Annotated in this window: 18 protein-coding genes and 1 riboswitch; of the genes, 17 read left to right on the top strand and 1 reads right to left on the bottom strand. The window is 28.5% G+C overall.

Going from position 1 to position 20,875, the window contains the following annotated elements:
* Positions 1-123 precede the first annotated feature (123 nt).
* A complete protein-coding gene (locus tag CLSA_RS11890) occupies positions 124-828 on the top strand; it encodes a response regulator transcription factor (RefSeq protein WP_022746582.1) in 705 nt (234 codons plus the stop codon).
* A 31-nt stretch (positions 829-859) separates the two neighbouring features.
* Entirely contained in the window at positions 860-3,067 is a 2,208-nt protein-coding gene (locus tag CLSA_RS11885) for a sensor histidine kinase (protein WP_171770623.1), read from the top strand.
* 369 nt (positions 3,068-3,436) lie between these two features.
* On the opposite strand, the gene CLSA_RS11880 is transcribed toward CLSA_RS11885, so the two are convergent.
* A complete protein-coding gene (locus tag CLSA_RS11880) occupies positions 3,437-5,548 on the bottom strand; it encodes a M6 family metalloprotease domain-containing protein (protein ID WP_022746580.1) in 2,112 nt (703 codons plus the stop codon).
* Between the two features lie 293 nt (positions 5,549-5,841).
* On the opposite strand from CLSA_RS11880, the gene CLSA_RS11875 reads away from it, so the two are divergent.
* The 15 genes from CLSA_RS11875 to CLSA_RS11805 all read left to right on the top strand — a co-directional run bounded on the left by CLSA_RS11875 (position 5,842) and on the right by CLSA_RS11805 (position 20,549).
* A complete protein-coding gene (locus tag CLSA_RS11875) occupies positions 5,842-6,585 on the top strand; it encodes a TatD family hydrolase (RefSeq protein WP_022746579.1) in 744 nt (247 codons plus the stop codon).
* 312 nt (positions 6,586-6,897) lie between these two features.
* Positions 6,898-7,003, top strand: a riboswitch (TPP riboswitch).
* 152 nt (positions 7,004-7,155) lie between these two features.
* Complete coding sequence (locus CLSA_RS11870) at positions 7,156-7,446, top strand: thiamine-binding protein (protein ID WP_022746578.1); 291 nt, start codon at positions 7,156-7,158, stop codon at positions 7,444-7,446.
* Positions 7,418-8,182 carry an ABC transporter permease gene (locus CLSA_RS11865; RefSeq protein ID WP_022746577.1) on the top strand — a complete coding sequence of 255 codons (765 nt, stop codon included), beginning with the start codon at positions 7,418-7,420 and terminating at the stop codon, positions 8,180-8,182. Before CLSA_RS11870 ends, CLSA_RS11865 begins: the two co-directional genes overlap by 29 nt.
* Before the next feature lie 189 nt (positions 8,183-8,371).
* Positions 8,372-9,376: an ABC transporter substrate-binding protein gene (locus CLSA_RS11860; protein ID WP_022746576.1), complete on the top strand. Its 1,005-nt coding sequence runs from the start codon at positions 8,372-8,374 to the stop codon at positions 9,374-9,376.
* The gene (locus tag CLSA_RS11855) at positions 9,357-10,085 is read left to right on the top strand and encodes an ABC transporter ATP-binding protein (protein ID WP_022746575.1); all 729 of its coding nucleotides are present in this window, start codon (positions 9,357-9,359) and stop codon (positions 10,083-10,085) included. Before CLSA_RS11860 ends, CLSA_RS11855 begins: the two co-directional genes overlap by 20 nt.
* A 269-nt stretch (positions 10,086-10,354) precedes the next feature.
* The gene (locus CLSA_RS11850) at positions 10,355-11,059 is read left to right on the top strand and encodes a lantibiotic protection ABC transporter ATP-binding protein (RefSeq protein WP_022746574.1); all 705 of its coding nucleotides are present in this window, start codon (positions 10,355-10,357) and stop codon (positions 11,057-11,059) included.
* 2 nt (positions 11,060-11,061) lie between these two features.
* Positions 11,062-11,811 (top strand): lantibiotic immunity ABC transporter MutE/EpiE family permease subunit, encoded by a 750-nt coding sequence (locus CLSA_RS11845; protein WP_022746573.1) that lies wholly within the window; start codon positions 11,062-11,064, stop codon positions 11,809-11,811.
* 5 nt (positions 11,812-11,816) lie between these two features.
* A complete protein-coding gene (locus CLSA_RS11840) occupies positions 11,817-12,593 on the top strand; it encodes a lantibiotic immunity ABC transporter MutG family permease subunit (RefSeq protein WP_022746572.1) in 777 nt (258 codons plus the stop codon).
* Positions 12,594-12,844: 251 nt separating this feature from the next.
* Positions 12,845-13,507: a response regulator transcription factor gene (locus CLSA_RS11835; RefSeq protein WP_022746571.1), complete on the top strand. Its 663-nt coding sequence runs from the start codon at positions 12,845-12,847 to the stop codon at positions 13,505-13,507.
* Positions 13,495-14,856: a sensor histidine kinase gene (locus tag CLSA_RS11830; protein WP_022746570.1), complete on the top strand. Its 1,362-nt coding sequence runs from the start codon at positions 13,495-13,497 to the stop codon at positions 14,854-14,856. Before CLSA_RS11835 ends, CLSA_RS11830 begins: the two co-directional genes overlap by 13 nt.
* A 217-nt stretch (positions 14,857-15,073) precedes the next feature.
* Entirely contained in the window at positions 15,074-16,189 is a 1,116-nt protein-coding gene (locus CLSA_RS11825; protein WP_022746569.1) for an SLC13 family permease, read from the top strand.
* A gap of 226 nt (positions 16,190-16,415) precedes the next feature.
* Positions 16,416-17,813, top strand: a complete 1,398-nt coding sequence (locus CLSA_RS11820; protein ID WP_022746568.1) for an amino acid permease — start codon at positions 16,416-16,418, stop codon at positions 17,811-17,813.
* 200 nt (positions 17,814-18,013) lie between these two features.
* Entirely contained in the window at positions 18,014-18,289 is a 276-nt protein-coding gene (locus tag CLSA_RS11815) for a CD3324 family protein (RefSeq protein WP_022746567.1), read from the top strand.
* Between the two features lie 364 nt (positions 18,290-18,653).
* The gene (locus CLSA_RS11810; RefSeq protein ID WP_022746566.1) at positions 18,654-19,460 is read left to right on the top strand and encodes an MBL fold metallo-hydrolase; all 807 of its coding nucleotides are present in this window, start codon (positions 18,654-18,656) and stop codon (positions 19,458-19,460) included.
* Positions 19,461-19,772: 312 nt separating this feature from the next.
* Positions 19,773-20,549, top strand: coding sequence for a class I SAM-dependent methyltransferase (locus CLSA_RS11805; protein ID WP_022746565.1), 777 nt, complete (start codon positions 19,773-19,775; stop codon positions 20,547-20,549).
* Positions 20,550-20,875: the final 326 nt, after the last annotated feature.

Raw genomic sequence — 20,875 nt, 5'->3', positions numbered from 1 at the left:
TGTATTTACAATAATTATCAAAATAGGTTAATTATATAGATAATAAGACTAATTATGTTATATAATGGTATAGCATTAATATATATGCATAAAAATAAGAGAAAAATTGTGAGGATGTTAAAGATGAATTTATATAATGTTTTGATTGTAGAAGATGATAAGGAAATCTGTGATGGTATAGGAATTTACTTAAAAAACCAAGGTTACAATGTATTTAAAGCTAATGATGGTGAAGAAGGACTTCAAATTATTGAAAGGGAAACATTACATTTAGCAATTGTTGATATAATGATGCCCAAAGTGAATGGTACAACAATGGTTATGAAGCTTCGTGAGAACTATGACTTTCCAGTAATAATGTTAACTGCAAAATCAGAAGAAATGGACAAGATTATGGGACTTAATATTGGAGCAGATGATTATGTTACTAAGCCGTTTAATCCAATGGAGCTTTTAGCAAGGGTTAATTCACAATTAAGGAGATATTCAAAATATTTAAATTTAGCAAATAATTTAAAAGAAAACGATAATAGCTATGTTATTGGTGGGCTTGAATTAAATGTAGATAGAAAAGAAGTAAGTTTAGATGGAGAAGAAGTTAAAGTAACTCCAATAGAATTTAAAATTTTAAAATTACTTATGAAAAATTGTGGAAGAGTATTTTCGCCAGAGGAAATATATGAATCAGTTTGGAATGAACAAGCTGTAAACACTGATACTGTAATGGTTCATGTTAGAAATATAAGAGAAAAGATTGAAATTGATAGGAAGAATCCTAAATATTTAAAAGTAGTCTGGGGAGTTGGATATAAAATTGAAAAACAATAAAATTGACACTACTAATTTAAAAATTAAATTTATGAATAATAAAAAGAAAACTATTATAAATTTTGTAACTATAATTTTAATTTTAGTTTTTGGAATAGCAATGACAGGGAGTTACCCTAAAATAGATGCAGCTGGAAAAGGTGATAAATATGAATATAAAGATAGGATAAATGGATATTTATGTACTTATGAGTTTCAAAAGGATTTATCAAAAAATACCTTTGTGCTTTATAAAGAGGCATTGGAAAGTATGCAAGGGAAAGAAATCGAAGCAAGTGATATTTATGTGAAACCAGAATCAGAATTTGAAAGCAATAATGATTATAATATCTTAAAAAATAAGATGAATGATTATTTAAAGGACTGGAAAAAGGATTTTGAAAATAATTTTCTTAATCTTGATTATGTTGTATTGAATAAAGATGAAAATGTAATTAAGTCAAATAACAATAGTTTAGGTGAATTGATTAAGTCAAATAATATTAATAATTTAGGAGATAAATATTCTTTTTGTATTTCAATTAAGTTTGATGAAAATGGAAAATTTGATATAGAGAACTTATATGATGGAGAAGCATTTTCGATAGGTGATAAATTGGTGTTAAGATCACTAGTATACACCGATAATTATGATATTGTAAATCCAATAAAAAATATGACTTTTATATATGGTATAAATAAGCATTTAAAATATACTGATAAAATTTCAATGGCAATAAATAGACACAATCACAGATATGAAACTATAACATATTTCTATATTATTATACTTTCCACAATAATTAGTATTTTAGCATTATTTATTCCATTTAAATTAGAAAATGAGATTATTTTATATAAAAAGCTTTATAAATTACCTTTTGAAATTATATTTGTTTTAATGAGTATTTTTATCAGTAGAATTGCTTCATGGACACCTGATTTAATACGTAATACTATGGACGGAAGTTTTGTAAATTTATTTTTAAATGAGATTTTTAAGATTGAACCTGCTATTGGCAATCCAGCAGCTTATTTATTTAATGTACTTTATTGGTCAGTATATATTACATTAGTATTTATAACTGTAGCTATAATAAAAAATATATTTAGTGTAGGACTAATTAAATATTTTAAAGAAAAAACACTTATTGGTATTATTATAAGATTTGTAAAAAGAACTGTTCAAAAAATATATAATAATATAGATATTGCAATTCATAAGATAAATTTAAATGATAGATCTAATAAATTTATAATAAAAATAGTTGCAATTGATGCCGCTGCAATTTTGTTTTTTTTTATTGTATGGTGTATTGGAACATTATTAACTGCATCATTGCTGTTTTCAGCATTTGTGGGGATATTATTAGCATTTATCTATTGTATAATTATGTTTAATTTATTAAAACAATATGTAAATAAAATAAAGAATAAATATGAAGTACTATTCAATACAACAAACAAAATTGCAGAAGGGAGTTTAGAGGTATATATAAATGAAGATTTAGGATTATTTAATCAACTTAAAGAGCAACTACTGAATATACAGAAAGGTTTTAAAAGAGCAGTAGATGAAGAAGTTAAAAGTCAAAAGCTGAAGACAGATCTTATTTCAAATGTTTCTCATGACTTAAAGACTCCTTTAACATCAATAATAACTTATGTTGATTTACTTAAAAATGAAAATATTACCGAAGAAGAGAGAAAATCTTATATTGATACGTTAGATAAAAAATCTCAAAGGCTAAAATTTTTAATTGAGGATTTATTTGAAGTAAGTAAAGCTACAAGTGGTAATATAACTTTAAATTTAGTAAAAGTTGATATAGTAGAATTAATGAGGCAAACACAAATTGAATTGGAAGATAAGATAAGTGATGCACATTTAAAAATAAAGAACAATTTTCCTAAAAGCAAAGTCATATTAGAATTAGACAGCCAAAAGACTTTTAGAATTTTTGAGAATCTTTTAATTAATGTATCTAAATATGCAATGAAAGCTTCAAGAGTTTATATTGATATAATAGAAGGCGAAGACAGCGTTGAAATTGATATAAAAAATATGTCTGCAGAAGAAATAAATTTTAATTCCTTTGATATAGTAGAAAGATTTCAACGAGGAGATAAATCAAGAAATACAGAAGGCTCAGGTCTTGGTCTTGCAATTGCAAAAAGTTTTGTGGAAGCTCAAGGAGGATCTTTTAAGATAGAAGTTGATGGAGATTTGTTTAAAGTTATATTGGCATTTAAAAAATAATAAACAACTTCCATTATGGACTTATTATTGTAGTTATTGCAGGATTCCTCATTGATAATTTAATATATTACAAATGGAGAAATTGCATACATTTTTGTGAAACATTATTGAAATTGAACTGTGAAGGTTCTTGATACAAGTGGTTACCATTTTTTGCTTGTCCTAAAAGTGAGAATAGAAATTTTACATTTCGTTATTCGAACTTTCTCTGTTAGCTTTTATATTAGGAACATGCGAAAGTGGGCACAACCTTGAACTTGGAACCTTTCAGTCAAAATTTCATGGTCCTGTGGAACAAAAGATGTATGCAATTTCGGTTATTTACCACAGGAGTTTTATTCTCATTGTGGAACACTATATTTATATAATTTATTTACCATATACTTTCCATTCAAGGACTCCTGTTGAGCTGCTTCCTTTAGAATCCATTTCAATTGCAATAGCATTTGTTGATACAGGAGTAAAAGTAGTAGTATTATATTTGTTAATTTCTGTACCTAAACCTTGAGGATTTTTGACATATTGCCAAGACTTCCCGTCCCAATATAATATTCTATATGAAGAAGGCACATCAATTCCTTGGCCATCTTTAAACCAGTATACATCGCAACTTGATATTGTGAAGTTTTTGTTGAATACGTAATTTACCCATTGAGTTCCAGTTTTTGGCCAATTTCCATATACAGCACCACTTCTATCATTTGAGCTTGTAGGATCTTTTCCATCATTTAAAGCGCTTAATTTTTCCCAATCTGATACATAAGAAGTTGAGGCAGTAGCTTGTCCAGCTATATTAGTACCATTACTTTTATCTGGATTTGTTGGGTTTGTTGGGTTTGTTGGGTTTGTACTTGAGCTTCCTTGTACAAAGGTCATATCATTACCTAATTTACTTATTTGTGAAATTTTTAAACCAGATGATGATCCATTCCACCATTTTGAATTTGGATTAGTACTATCGCCGAATGAATCTTTATATCCAGCTCTGAATAAATCTCCACTATCGCCACCATTTTTATTCTTTTCTAAATCAAACTTTCCATCTGCTTGTTCAATAGACACTAAATAGTGATTGTTTGCAGTCATATCATTCTTCGAATTATTGCCGTTTTCATCTACATGCCAAATAGCTAGTCCAGAATCAGGCACATCTGCATATCTTCCTTTTTTTTGAATATTTTCTATAAGATAATATTCTTTTGGATTATTACTTGACCATTTATATGAATTTTGGTTTCCATTTGAATCAGCTACAGCATCAAATTTGGTTCCGTTACCATATGAATTCATGTTTTGTGGTGTATTCCAACGTGATATGATATTTCTACAATATGGATCTGGTGGAGCTGGATTTTTTGCATTTGCACAACTACTCATTAAAGTATATGCTCCAGTACCTTGCGAATCATAGTCATAGTCATATAAATCTGGATAGCCGTAAATCATATGTCCACTTTCATGGCATATTGTATAAATGGATAAATCACTGCCTATGTCAGACATTTCATATTTTTGTATTTTGGTACCATTTATACTATCTGAACCACCATACCAATCTTGATGTGGCCATAATCCTTTGGCCCAACCTGCATCAGCTGTACCTGCATAAAGGATATTAACAGCTTTTACATAACCATTTGCATCTGTTGTTAAAGTTGACATATTGAAGCCAGAAGTTTTTAACCATTGGAAAACTTCATCTGCCAGTTCTTTTGATTTAGCATACGATCCTGTTTCTTCATTAATATCGTCATAATAAGATTTTGGATGCTTTGCAGTATAAAATCCTATTACATTATTTGTATATGTAAGTTTTCCTCCAGACACATCATAATAATAATCTCTTACAGATCCATTATTACCAAAACCAGTGTAACCTACTCCATTAAAGAATTGATTTATATCAGATTTTGATATATCACTTTTGGTATCTGGAAAATCTACTAAAACAGCTAATCCTTTTACATTACTTGTAGAAGAAGTTTGAATTTTAGAATCCAATAGTCCATTAGAATTATTTTTATTGTCTTTTATTGATGAAGGACTATAATCCATTCCATGAAGTTTTTTTCTTACTGTATCCGCTTTTTGTTTTATAGACGCTTTCTTTATTTTTAAATGTTTTTGAAGATTACTTTTTACGCCATTAGTGTTATTTTTATCTATTGCAATTTTCATATCACTAAAAGTGTCAGTTCCTTTATATACTTCTCCAGTTGAAACGTAATCTGTTTCGTCTGCATTTAATTTTGCATAGCATATCCATCCATTTTTATCACGGCAAAGTGTATATCCATCTAAGCTTTCAACTTGTTGAAAGTATTCATCTCCTGAAATTTTTACTTGAACCTTACTTCCGTCTGGTTGAATTAATTCATGTTTTTGATTAATATATGGTGCTGCTGATGCTCCTACATTCATAGTTCCCCAAATAGTTGCTACTGTAGCTGCAGCTGTTAAAAATTTAATTATTTTACCCATTATAAATACTCCTTATAGTTTTTAATCTAGATAGGTTTTTTAAAACATTAAAAACAAAATATTGTTTAAATTTTTATTTCACATTAAAAAAAGTATTATGTTAAAATGTTAATAAAAGTTAAATTAGTTGCGCAACAATTTAATGTTCTCATACTTTTTTGAGTAAATAAACACTTATTGCTTTAAAAGGATATATTTTGTAATAAAAAGTAATTATATTACGAAAAACATAGGAATAAAGTTAAGAAATTAGATATAATGAATATATTGTAGAAAAATGGAGAGATGTAAAGATGTATATTGATGCCCATACTCATTTAGATTTCTTTAATGAGAAGATAGATGATGCAATTTATGAAATCAATAATTTTAGAATACTAACAATTGCTAATGGAATGGATGTAGAGAGTTATTTACAAAATAAAGAATATAGCAAAAGAAGTGAATATATTAAGGCCACCTTTGGAATTCATCCATGGAAAGCAGCAGAATACATTGGAGAGCTTAAAGATTTAATTCCTTATATTGAGGAAAGTGAGATTATAGGCGAAATAGGCTTGGATTTCTTTTGGGTTGAGGATAAAGAAAGTTATGAATCTCAAAGAAAGATTTTTAATTTTATATTAGATGAAAGCATTAAAAGAAATAAGGTAATATCCATTCATACAAAAGGAGCAGAAGAAGAAATCTATAATATTCTTAATAATTATGGCTACAACAAAGTAATTATCCATTGGTATAGCGGTGATATTAAAATTTTAGATAAGTTTATAGAGCTTGGATGCTATTTTACTGTAAGTGTTGATTTAGGTTACTCTGAATTAAGCGAAGAAATATTATCAAGGATTCCAATAAATAGACTACTTGTGGAAACTGATGGACCAACAGCTTTAGAATGGGTAAATGGTGAATATGGTTATCCAAGTGCAATAATTGATGTTGTAAAAAAAATTGCAGAGAGAAAAGCTCTTTCCATTGATGCATTATCAAAAATAATACAAGATAATTTTTTTGAATTAACTGAAATTAAACTTTGAGTGCATATATACACCAGAAATGAAATACATTTGTGTAAAACAGACATTTGAAAATTTCGCTGCTAAAAGCACTTAATAGGGGATTGTCCTAAACTAGCTTGTCACACTTAAAGTGGGAGAAAGCTAATTGGGGTGCAAGCTCTTATTTAGTGCTTTGTGTGAAATTTTCATAGTGCTGTGGGACACAAATGTATTTGATTTGGGTAAGTTACCACATAAATTTAAACTTAAAGTCATTTATCTATAATTTGGAAGATAAAATAGTTCATCTTGACAAATCATCAAAAATGTTTACAATTAATTATGACAACTGAATAAAAAACGGGGAGTTAGTTAAACTATCTGAGAGGAAATTTGTAATTTCGACCCATAACCTGATTTGGATAATGCCAACGTAGGGAAATATATTATAAAGAAACTACAAGCATACTATTTTTAGGAGTTAGAAAATAGTATGCTTTTTTATTCTTTAGGAAATTATAAGGCAGTTAAATCTGTGGATAATTTCTGAAAGTAGTAGAAACACGTAGTCTGCGAAGCAGATTTTCTTATTTGAGAGGGAGGATAATAATGTCAGTATGTAATGTAAGTTTACAAGTAATACCTAAGGTACCAGATGAGATGACATATCCAGTAGTAGATAAGGTCATAGAATACATTCAGTCTACTGGAGTAAAATACGAAGTAGGTCCAATGGAGACAACAATGGAAGGTGAATTAGATTTTCTTCTTGAAATTGTAAAGAAAGCACAAGAAATTTGCATTGAAGAAGGAGCATCCAGAGTTGCTTCTATAGTTAAAATTGACTATAAAAAAGAGGGCGTTACAATTGATGAAAAAATTAAAAAGTACAGGGGATAAATTAATACCAGTATTTTTTGCTCTTGGATTACTCATATTATGGCAGTTAGTTGTTTCAATAGGTGGTATTGAAAAATATATTCTGCCAGCACCTAGTGATGTTATTAAAGTGATTATAAAGGATTTTAATGTCATGCTTCCCCATATATTAATTACATTATATGAGGGAATAGTAGGATTTATTTTATCTACAGTTGCAGCATTAATTTTAGCTATAATAATGGATATGTCCGCTTTAGTAAAAAAAGCACTTTATCCTTTGTTTGTAATATCGCAGACAATACCAATAATTGCGCTAGCGCCACTATTTATAATATGGTTTGGTTTTGGAACTCTACCTAAAATAATAGTTGTTATATTAGTATGCTTTTTCCCTATTGTTATTAGCATATCAGATGGTTTGGAATCTGTAGATAAGGATTTTATTAATCATTTTAAATTAATGGGAGCATCAAGGATAAAGGTGTTTTTACATTTAAAGCTTCCTTATGGAATATTAAGCTTTTTCTCTGGAATGAGAATTGCAGCAACATACAGTATAATGGGCGCAGTAGTTGGAGAATGGCTTGGTGGAGATAAGGGAATTGGAGTATATATGACAAGAGCTAGAAGTGCATATGCTTTAGATAAAATGTTTGCTGCAATAATTATAATTGTTGTAGTCAGCATGGGAATATTTATTTTGGTTACATTTATTGAAAAAATATTAACACCATGGAAAAGAGTTCAAGAATAAGACACAATGAAGAAAATAATAGAACAGTATGTTCATATCTATTTTGATGAGTAAAGCATCACAATTTTTGTTAGTAAATTAATTATGAGCATGAAGGTGTCTCCTTGATTTACACTGAATATATATGTAGTTTCTGACATATTGTTTTTTTATGTGCTTGAAAATATAGAAAATTTAGGGGGAATAATTATGAAAAACAAAAAAATATTAGCATTGGCAACATCAATATTACTAGTTTCAACAGTATTTATGGGTTGTGGTTCTGTTAAAAAGGAAACAAAAGAAGAAAATTTACAAAAGGTTAAGTTAATACTAGATTACACACCAAACACAAATCACACAGGTATTTATGTGGCTAAAGACAAGGGATATTATAAGGAACAAGGAATTGATCTTGAGATTGTTCAACCATCTGAAGGTGCAGCATTGCAATTGCTTTCTGCTGGTCAAGCAGATTTTGCTATAAGCTATCAAGAAGATTTAACTTTTGCTAGAACTTCAGATAATCCATTACCTGTTAAAGCAATTGCTACAATTATTCAAAACAATACATCAGGGTTTGCATCACCAAAGGAAAAGGGAATCAAAACTGTTAAGGATTTTGAAGGAAAAGTATATGGCGGCTGGGGAAGTCCTAGTGAAGAAGCAATATTAAAAACTGTTATGGAAAAGAACGGAGCAGATTTCTCAAAACTTAACAGAGTAGATGCAGGAACAGAAGACTTTTTTGCAGCTACAAAAAACAATATAGATTTTGAATGGGTTTTTGAAGGCTGGACTAATATAGAAGCAAAAGATAAAAATATTGACTTGAATTATATACCACTTAAAGATTTAGATCCTGCGTTAAATTACTACACACCAATAATAGCTACTACTGAAAATAATATTAACAGTAATCCAGAATTGGTAAAGAAATTTTTAGCAGCTACTTCAAAAGGATATGAATATTCAATGGAAAATCCAGAGGATAGTGCAAAGATATTAGTTTCAAATGCACCAGAAATCGATCAAACTTTAGCTACAGATAGTATGAAATTTTTAGCTAATCAATATAAAGCGGATGCAAAAAGATGGGGCGAAATGAAGGATAGCGTTTGGGATAACTACACAAAATTCCTTTTAGATAACAAAATCATAACTAAGGATATGAAAGCAAGCGAGGCTTATACAAATGAATTCCTACCAGAATAAAATACAGCTTACAAAGGTTAAAAAATCTTTTGGCAATATGGAAATATTAAGAGATATAACCTTTAATGTAGGAGAAGGTGAACTGATTTCAATTGTAGGTCCATCAGGTAGTGGAAAAAGTACCATTTTTAATATAATCACTAAAATAATAGATAAAGATGATGGAGACATAGTGGTTAATGGTGATGTCAGTTATATGTATCAAAAGGACATGATGGTACCTTGGAAAAAGGTAATAGATAATATAGGCATACCCCTTGTATTTAAGGGTCATAGCAAAAAAGAAGCTAGAGGACAGGTATTAAAATATCTAGACACATTTGGTCTTGATGGATTTGAATATAAATATCCATCTCAGCTTTCAGGAGGTATGAAGCAAAGAGCAAACTTCTTAAAGACATTTTTAACATCAAAGGATATAATGCTTTTAGATGAACCCTTTGCTGCTTTAGACTCAATAACACGAAGAAAAATGCAGAAATGGCTTTTAGATTTAACAAAAGAGATGAAAACTACTATATTATTTATAACTCACGATATTGAAGAAGCGATATTTTTATCAGATAGAATATATGTAATCTCTGAAAAGCCTGCCACCATAAAAGGAGAAATTACAGTTAACCTTAGTTATCCAAGAGAAGAGGACATTGTAACAGATGTTGAATTTGTAAGGATAAGAAGAGAAGTACTAGATTTATTTAAAGCTTGATAAGCTGTAATAAACGCTACATTAATAATTTTTGATTAATAACATAATATCTAAGAATGAAACTCACGAAAATCTGAATTTTAGATTTTTGTGAGTTTTTTCTATATATGATGCCTAAATGAAAAAACGAAATATAGATATTAAAAGCTAAAGTCTGTTAGATTAAACTGTTGATATGTATTAAAACAGACAATTTATTATTAATTTTCATTTCCTTATAAAATCCTTATAATTACTGTTTATCATTTAATTGTAGGGAGGATGAAAAAATGAATGAAGTTATTTTAGAAACAAAAAAATTATGCAAAACATTTAAGAAACAAGAGGCAATTAAAGATATTTCAATATCAGTTCAAAAAAATTCAATATATGGACTGCTTGGACCAAATGGAGCTGGAAAATCTACATTATTAAAGATGATTACAGGAATGCTTAGACCAAACTGTGGAGAAATTTTATTTAATGGGCACAAATGGAGTAGAAAAGATCTACGTGAAATTGGTTCTTTGATAGAATCAGCGCCTTTATATGAAAATTTAACAGCAAAAGAAAATCTAAAGGTTCGAACTACAGTACTTGGATTGCCAGACTCAAGGATTGAAGAAGTTCTTAATATAGTAGAGCTTGAAGACACAGGGAAAAAGAAAACAGGGCAATTTTCTATGGGGATGAAACAGAGGTTAGGGATTGCTATTTCGCTTATTAATAATCCAAAACTTTTAATTTTAGATGAGCCAACTAATGGTCTTGATCCATTTGGAATTCAGGAATTAAGAGAGTTAATACGTTCTTTTCCAAAGAAAGATATTACCGTAATATTATCAAGTCATATATTAAGTGAAGTGGAACAGATTGCTGACCATATTGGAATTATATCAGGTGGTATTTTAGGATATGCGGGAGAACTAAAGCAAGGTGAAGATTTGGAAAAATTATTTATGAATATAGCTAAGAAATATAGAAGGGATGAATAAAGATGTTTGAATATTTCATTTCAGAGAATATGAAGATAAAACATACATTTGTAAAGAAATTAGTACTGATAGCGCCATTAATGATAATTATTCTTTCAGTATTTCTAGCAACAAACTATTTTCAAGTTGATATTTACAATTGGTGGTATACCTCAATACTTCAAGGAAGTATTGCTTTAGGAAGTTCTCTTTTATTTAGAGTAGATGGATCTATGAAAAATAAAGGAGTAATGTCACTTCCAGTTGATTTAAAAAAAATATGGATTGCTAAAATATTAGTAGGAGTAAAAAATATATCCATTTCTTGTATAATAATTTTTATAGCTGGCCAATTAAGCATATTTATTATCCAAATGGACAGTATATCTAATATTTCAATGATTAGTGGTCTATGCGGAACTTTAGTAATTATTATTACATCAATGTGGCAAATACCAATATACTTTTTTCTATCAAATAAAATAGGAATGTTTCCAACTATTGTGTTAAGCATTATAGTTAGCGAATTTTCCGTAATTACTGCTGTAAATAAATTTTGGTGGGCAAATCCTTTTGATTATACAGATAGGCTTATGTGTCGGATTTTAAAATTACTTCCAAATGGTTTGGTAGCAAAACCTGAGAGTCAAACATTTACACCAGAATTACTTAGTACTTGGGGAATACCATTTGGTATTTTGATATCTATTATGTTATTTATAGCAATCACTTATCTAACAGCTAAGTGGTATGAAAAACAGGAGGTAAAGTAAATATAATGCAAATTTTTCGATTAATGAAGTCAGACTTTTTAAAAATGAAACATACTCCATTTTATTTAATTCACATTTGTGTACCTTTTATAGGAATACTAATGTTTTTAAAGTATTACTCCTTTTCGTCATGGAGTACTATAAATAAGATAAATGGATACTTAGAATCTATATCAATAATTTTCCCTGTATTAATTGGAGTTGTATGTTCAATGGTTATAGAACAAGAAGTAATGGCAGGGAAATTTAAAGAGATGCTGTCGATAGAATATGGAAAAGGAAAAAGTCTTTTAAGTAAGATATTAGTTTTACTTTTTCTTAGTTTGTGTTCACTTATCTTAGCAATAGGAGGATTTTTTCTTGGATTTCAATATGTTTTGAAACAAAATGTATTACCTTTAGGATTTTATATTAATGTAACTTTTATTATATTTGGAGCTCAAATATTTCTTTATTTATTTCACTTATGGCTAACCATAAAGTTTGGAAGCGGAGCATCTATAGGAATGGGCATATTTGAAACTTTATTTTCAGCTTTGTTGATTACAGGACTTGGAGATGGAATATGGCAATGGATACCTTGCGGATGGTCAGTTAAATTTTGTAATAATTTTTTTATAAAGGAACCTGGTTCTGTAGATGTATTTAATAAAATGGCAAATATTAATACGATGATTAGTAATAATGCTGTTGGAGTTAGAAATTGTGTCATATTTACAATTGTTTTTGCAATTTTATTTGCAGTTTGGTTTGATTTTTTTGAAGGTAGAGGAGAGAAGTAAAGTACTTATATATGGTTCTTAGCCACTATAGTTTTAAGAATAATAACGATTAAGGACTATTCAAATAAATAACAAGTCATTTGTTAAATTATTTTCCATCATTCTGCATTGGCAAATTGACCTAATAGTCCTGTTATGAGCACAATTCACATCCTTGCCTGATGAAAAATATCCATGGCAAATTAAACTTGGTGTTTATCTTCACGTGATTAACAGGAAAAATAAGTTATAATAAGTATGGAGGGATGGACATGGCATATATTTTAGCTATAGATGATGAAGAAGGAATATTAAGTATTATAAAAAATGCATTGGCAAAAGAAGGACACATTGTAACTACAATATCTAATCCTACAAATTTTCAAAAGGATCAATATATAAAATACGATTTAATATTACTGGATGTAATGATGCCAGAAATAGATGGCTTTTCTCTTTGCAAAGAAATACGTAATTTGGTTGACTGCCCGATTATTTTTCTTACAGCAAAGACAATGGAACAGGATATAGTGATGGGATTAAGCATAGGAGGTGATGATTATATATCAAAGCCTTTTGGAATTGGTGAGTTAAGAGCAAGGGTAGCAGCACATTTAAGACGTGAACATAGGGAAAAACAAAATGCTTTTTCTATTTCAGATGTAAAATTTAATATAACTGCAAAAGAGGTATATCATAATGATGAATTAATTCCTTTTACAAAAAGTGAATATAGTATCTGTGAATATTTGGCTACTAATCATGGGCAGGTATTTTCAAAGGAAAAAATATATGAAAGCATATTTGGATTTGATGGAAATAGTGATACAAGTGCAATTGTTGAGCATATTAAAAATATACGAAGCAAGTTGAAAAAGATAGGAATAACTCCTATAGAAACAGTTTGGGGGATAGGATATAAGTGGAAAGAGTAAAGAAGCAAAAAAGTATTTCTAAGATTTTTGCAATGTATATAGTTGCTTTTTGTATAGCAGCTATTCTCTTAGTATTGTTTTATTCTGCTTCATTTATAATTGGGATTCAAACAGGATATATTTTACCTGCTAACTATTATGAACAGAAAATTGAGAAGCAAAGAAAGACAATAGAACAAACTGAAGATGTAAAAGATTTGATACCACAAGAATGTAAGTATGCAGTTTATGATTTGAATGGAAATATGCTCCAAGGAAATGTTTCAGAAGCAAAAGCTTTAGATATGTGGAATATTGTGCAAAGCGATTCAAGGAGTAGTGGAAAATATTTTTATAAAGTTATACAAAGGGATAATGGAATATGTGTAGTGGAATATATACTAAATGCAAGTTTTGCTAATCCTATTTTGCATAGATATGTTGAAAATTTTGAAATTGTTTTTTATGTTTTTTTATTTAGTTCAATTGCTATTGAAATTATTATTTTTTCTAAAGCTTTTAAAAGAAGAGTAGTAAAAGAAATGAAAATTTTAAAGGATACTACTGAAAATATACAAATGGAAAACTTAGATTTTAAAATAGAATACTCAAATATAGTAGAAATTAATGATGTACTTAGTGCACTAGATAAAATGAAATTAGAATTAAAAGAAGCTCTTGCTAAACAATGGAACATGGAAGAAACACGTAGGGAGCAAATAGCTGCACTAACTCATGATATAAAAACACCATTAACGATAATAAAAGGAAATTCAGAGCTTTTAGGTGAACTAGATTTGAAGCCAGATGAGACAGAATTTAATAATAATATCTTAAATGAAATTAAAAATATGGAATCTTATATTAAATCCTTAATAGAAATTATGAAATCAGAAAAAGAATGTATCTTAGAAAAAAGGCAGATAAATTTAATGAAATTTATAGATGAGATAGTTGAACAAGGGACTTTAATTAGTATAAATAAGCAATTAAAATTTAAAAGTGAAGTTAAAGATATTCCAGAATGTATTTTGGTCGATGAAGAATTACTGAAACGTTCTATAATTAATGTTATTTCAAATGCAGTTGATTATTGCCCAATAGATGGAGAAATATTATTTTCTGTTAATTGTAAGGATGGGAATATAGAATTTATAATTGAAGATTCAGGCAGAGGTTTCACAAAAGAAGAATTAAATTGTGCTACAGAAGAGTTTTTTCAAGGGGATAAGAGTAGAGCTTCAAAAAATCATTATGGCATGGGATTATACATCACTAAGAAGCTTATAGAAAAGAATAATGGAAATATATATTTAGACAATTCTGAAAAACTTGGAGGTGCTAAAGTTATATTAAAAATATTAGTATGATAAATATATTTATCATACTAATATTTTTATACAGGTCTTTAAGTTCAAATTTAATTATTAGATGTTTTAAAAACTATAACAATGGAATTTAGTATCTGATTGATTATTTTTTAGCAAATTTATCGTATTATGTAATACGAGATAGTTGGATATACTGAAGCACCATGTTATAATAAAAACGCATTTTTATTATAAAGATAATTTTGGAGGCTATTTTATGAATATTAAACAACTTTTTACTAGTTCTATAGTAATGTTAAAAACGGAAGTAGTTTTTACTATTTCATTAGTTTTAGCTTTTACTACATCTATAATTACTAAACCTCAATTAAACTATATAAATTTTCAGGTATTAATATTAATGTTCAACCTTATGATAGTAATAGGCGCCTTTGAAAAATTTAAATTATTAGATAAGGTAGCAGTTGAAATATTAAGAAAGAATACAAGCCTTAGAATGGTTTCAACAGTATTGGTCAGTCTGTGTTTTGTTTCTTCGATGTTTATAACAAATGATGTTGCACTAATATCTTTTGTTCCTCTTACTATGATTATTGCTAAAAAAGCTGGCTTTAATCCAATGAAAATAATAATTTTGGAAACATTAGCAGCTAATATCGGTAGTAGTTTTACACCTATGGGAAATCCACAAAATTTATATTTGTTCTCATTTTTTAATATAAGTATATTAACCTTTTTTAAGAGTACAATATTTTTCGTTATATCAGGTGGAGTGTGGTTATTCATTTTAAATCAAAAAATTTCAAATGTAGATTTAAAATTTGATTTAGATAAGATAGAGATTAAAAATACAAAGGCTGCAACTATTTATTGTGTTTTGTTTATGTTTATATTACTTTCAGTTTTTGATGTGATTGATTATAGAGTGGCATTTATAATAACAATTTGTGTAAGTTTAATTTTAGAAAGAAAATTGTTTAAAGAATTAGATTATATATTATTACTCACTTTTGTATGTTTTTTTATAGCTATAGGGAATCTGTCAAATATGCAAAGTATTAGTGAGATTATGAAAAAACTATTGAATAGTGATAGTGGGATATACTTTTCAGCTATATTTTTCAGCCAATTGATTAGTAATGTGCCTTGTGCTATTCTTTTATCCAAGTTTACAAATTCTTGGCGACCAATCTTAATTGGAGTTAATGTTGGTGGAATGGGAACAATTATTGCTTCACTTGCAAGTTTAATATCTTATAAATTTTATAGTAAGGAATATGATGGAAAAAAGTACTTATATAAATTTATAAAATATAATTTTGGCAGTCTTATAATATTTGCAGTATTATTTTCTATATTTTTATATTTATAAATGCATGCAATGTTATAGGCTAGGGCGTGAAATGCTTATGATTAAATCACGAAATAATATTTAAAATGGTTAAATGTAAGAATAATGCAATTATAATAAATTAAAAAATTGTGGCAAAAAAATGAAAAAATCTTAACATTGTGGTAATATATTATTAAAAGAACAAACAAATGTCTAGAAAAAGAAACAATTTATTAATAGACATTTTTGAAAGGGGACCTTTTAGGTGGAAGAAAAAGAGTTATCACGAGGCTTAAAAGCACGTCATATTGAATTGATTGCTTTAGGTGGTACAATTGGAGTAGGCTTGTTCATGGGATCAGCTAGTACAATTAAATGGGCTGGACCATCAGTATTGTTGGCCTATGGAGTAGCAGGGATTGCTATGTACATAATTATGAGAATCATGGGAGAAATGCTTTATATTGAACCATTGACTGGTTCTTTCGCAAATTATGCACAGAAATACATAAGTCCTTGGGCTGGATATATGACAGCATGGTGTTATTGGTTTATGTGGATAACAGTTTGTATGTCTGAAATTACTGCAATTGGAATTTATATTAATTATTGGTTTCCGAATTTGCCAGCTTGGATTCCTGCTTTAATTGGACTAGCTATTATAGCTGCTGCGAATATGGCTTCAGTTAAGTTTTATGGTGAATTTGAATTTTGGTTTTCGCTCATTAAGGTTGTTACAATTATAGTTATGCTTATAATTGGATTTGGCTTAATTTTTTTCGGCATTGGTAATCATGGTGAAGCTATTGGGCTAAAGAATCTTACAGCAAATGGCGGTTTTTTTGCTGGTGGCTTGAAGGGTTGGTTATTTGCATTATGTATGGTAACAGCATCATATCAAGGAGTGGAACTTATAGGTATTACGGCTGGTGAAGCACAAGATCCAAAAAACACATTAAGAAAAGCAACAAAAAATATAATTTGGCGTATATTGATTTTCTATATTGGTGCTATATTTGTAATTGTAACAATTTATCCATGGAATCAAATTAGTACTCTAGGTAGTCCATTTGTCTTGACTTTTTCTAAGATTGGCATTGCTGCTGCTGCTGGCATAATCAATTTTGTAGTGTTAACAGCTGCAATGTCTGGGTGTAATAGCGGAATTTATAGCTGTGGACGTATGCTTTATACATTGTCAAAAAATGGTCAAGCTCCTAAATTCCTAGGTAAATTAAACAAAGATGGTGTACCAGCAAATGCTATCAAAACAACTTTGATTTGTTTGATAATCGGTGTAATTTTAAACTATATTTGTCCAAATTCTAAATTATTTGTTTATATCTATAGTGCAAGTGTTCTTCCTGGCATGGTTCCATGGATTGTTTTATGCATAAGTCAAATAAAATTTCGAAAAGAACATGCAACTGAAATGGAAACGCATCCTTTTAAATCAAAGCTTTTTCCATATGCAAACTATATTGTAGTAGTATATCTTTGCTTAGTTTTAATCGGTATGTGCGTTAACTCTTCAACTCAGATGCCATTATTTATTGGTGTTGTTTTCTGTGTTATCATTACTATTGGATATTTTGTTTGTGGCATGTATAAAAGGAACCCACCCAAAGTAAAGGAACTTGAAGAAGAAAAATTAATGGGGTAAGATAAGTTAGTATATATGTGCACAAATGTTATAAGGAAGTGAGTTTGAGATGTTTCTAGCAAATGTAGTTAGCTCCATGCAAAGATTATAATATGTGAAAAACTTTTGCTTGGAGCTAATATAAATCTTGAGTTTTTCATATTCTAATTAATCTTTGCATCTTCATTTATATATTAAATGTAGAGTGGAGCGAACAATTTATGAAATATGAAAAAGCACAAAATATACTGCCTCACAATATAATTGAGATGATTCAAAACTATATTGATGGTGGATATATCTATATACCTAGAAAAAATGAAAATAAAAAATATTGGGGAGAAAATACTGAAACTAAAAGTTATCTTAAAACACGAGATAAAGAAATATTTAATAAATATTCATCTGGAATACCTGTTAAAATATTATCTGAACAATATTTCTTGACAGAAAGCAGTATTAGAAGGATAATCAGAAATCAAAGAAGTTTGGATTAAGGCACATTAAAAGAATGGATAAGCATAGTGGTCTATTCTTTTTTTGATTGTATCTCATAAAAAAGCATATTTTTCATAGTTATTACTGTGAAAAATATGCTTTAATTTCGTACAAATGTATATATTTATACAAAGTTGTAATACCCTTCAGATTTTACGTTAGTTTATATATGCTAATTCATGTAGTTATAGACATTACAGATTTATTTATGATCTTGGTGTTTTCGCTACATTAATGATATTATTTATTATGAGGAAACAAAGATATAGATAATATTAACATTTTATAAAAATGATAATTTATATATATTAAAATTACAATATATTAGAAAAGTGTTTTCTAATAATTAGGAGGTAAGTAGCAATGAATAAAGATATAATAAATCTTCCACAAGAATTATTTGATAATACCCCTTTGGAACCAACAAAAGTTTTTGATAATTTATATTGTATTGGTAGCCGAAGCGTTGTAACATGGGTGTTGAAAACATCTGAAGGGATTATTTTAATTGATTCTATGTGGGATAATAGCGATGCACAATTAATTATTGATGGTATGAAAAAGTTGAATTTAAATCCAGAGGATATTGAATATATCATTATTACACATGGACATGGAGATCACTATGGTGGAGCTCAATTTATCAAGGATAATTATAAAGTGAAAATAGCTATGAGTGAAACAGATTATAATTTTATGAATACAGTTAATTCAGGTGCAAATGGACCACGCTCACCCAAATGTTCAGTTGATATTATGATAAAAGATCAACAAAAAATACAATTAGGAGATACGACAGTAACTGTTGTAGAAACACCGGGTCATACACCAGGTTGTATATCTTTGCTTTTCCCTGTTAAAGAAAATGGAAGAATTTGCAATGTAGCACAATGGGGTGGGATTGGAGCACCAAGTGATTTGGAAGGAAAGATAAAATATAGAGAATCAATTGATTATTTTGAAAAGTGTGCAAAGTCACAACAGGTAAGTGCTGAAATTACGGCTCATTTGTTTTCTGAAAATGGGTATTCAAATTTAGAAACCGTAAGAAATAGAAAAGGTAGCGAAGCTAATCCTTTTATAATAGGTGAAGCAGGCATTAAAAATTATTTTGACAATTTGAGGAATGAAATAGATAAGAAGATAGCAAAACAAAAAGGACAAGAGTAGTGATAAGTACGCTTTTGGGATATTTGTAGAAGAGTATACTCTTTTAATATTTTTTAAGAAAATTCATATTTTAGATGCAATGTATAGTATAATATTTGTTATAATGTAAAGTGAGAGTATAATGTAGTGTATTGAACTATAAAAAGAAGAATTAATCTTATTTTATACAGCTTTATACTCTAGAGTCATTAATAGGGAAAATTAATTGCTAGATATAAAAAAGTGTTAATTTGCTTTCTCCAGTGAAAACTATTGGGACTGAATTGCAAAAATAATAACTTCTAATAAAATAATAGGTGGGAATATAAAGAGATGACAATGGAATTAGAAAAATACTATAATAAATTTTGTGAAGACAAAAGATTAACAAGAAGACATGGACAAGTTGAATATATAACTTCTATGAAGTATATTCATGATTATCTAGAAAATAATGAGAACGCAAAAATCTTAGATGTTGGTGCAGGAACAGGTAGATACTCTGTACAATTAGCAAATGAAGGATATGATGTTACAGCAGTTGAACTTGTGAAGCATAATCTAGGTGTTTTAAAGTCAAAAGGAAGTGCAGTGAAAGCATATCAAGGAACAGCATTAGATTTATCAAGATTTTCAGATAATACTTTTGATATGACATTGGTGTTTGGACCAATGTATCACTTATATAAATTTGAGGATAAAGTACAAGCTATGCAAGAGGCTAAAAGAGTAACTAAGATTGGCGGTATTATCTTAGTAGCATATTGTATGAATGAATATAGTGTATTAACATATGGTTTTAAGGAAAATAATATTCGTGCATGTATTGATAATGGGAAACTCACTGATGATTTCCATGTTATATCAGAAGCAGAAGATTTATATGATTATGTAAGGATTGAAGATATCAATAAGTTAAATGATGAAGCAAAAATGCAAAGGATAAAATTAATAGCGGCAGATGGGCCAGCTAATTATATGCGACCTATTTTGAATGCTATGGATGAAGAGACATTTAAAACTTTTATCAACTATCATTTTTCTACGTGTGAAAGACAAGAACTGTTAGGAGCAAGCGCACATACATTGGATATTTTGAGAAAGAAATAAGAGAAAAAGAGTAAGATAATAAAAAGGTATATCTTTAAAATTTAAATATAGAATAGATGGATAAGAAGATTTTATATTTGAGAAGTGCTTATTTTTCTAAAATTTTCATACGCTCCCTTTATAGTATACAGTTAAAATAACAAAACTGTTTCTATATAAAGGGGGTATTTTAATTTAATATAATTAAGAAATAAATGTAGAATTTCGAGACGGATATGAGTTTAAAAGAAAGAAATACTAAAAATTATATTAAATACTTAAAAGATTACGGTTTTAACGTTAAGTGTGAAAAATGAATATATTTATTAGGCGATATAAATGAAGCA

The sequence above is a fragment of the Clostridium saccharobutylicum DSM 13864 genome, from assembly GCF_000473995.1.
Classification (GTDB): Bacteria; Bacillota; Clostridia; order Clostridiales; family Clostridiaceae; genus Clostridium; species Clostridium saccharobutylicum.
This window is presented reverse-complemented; position numbering and strand designations above follow the sequence as displayed.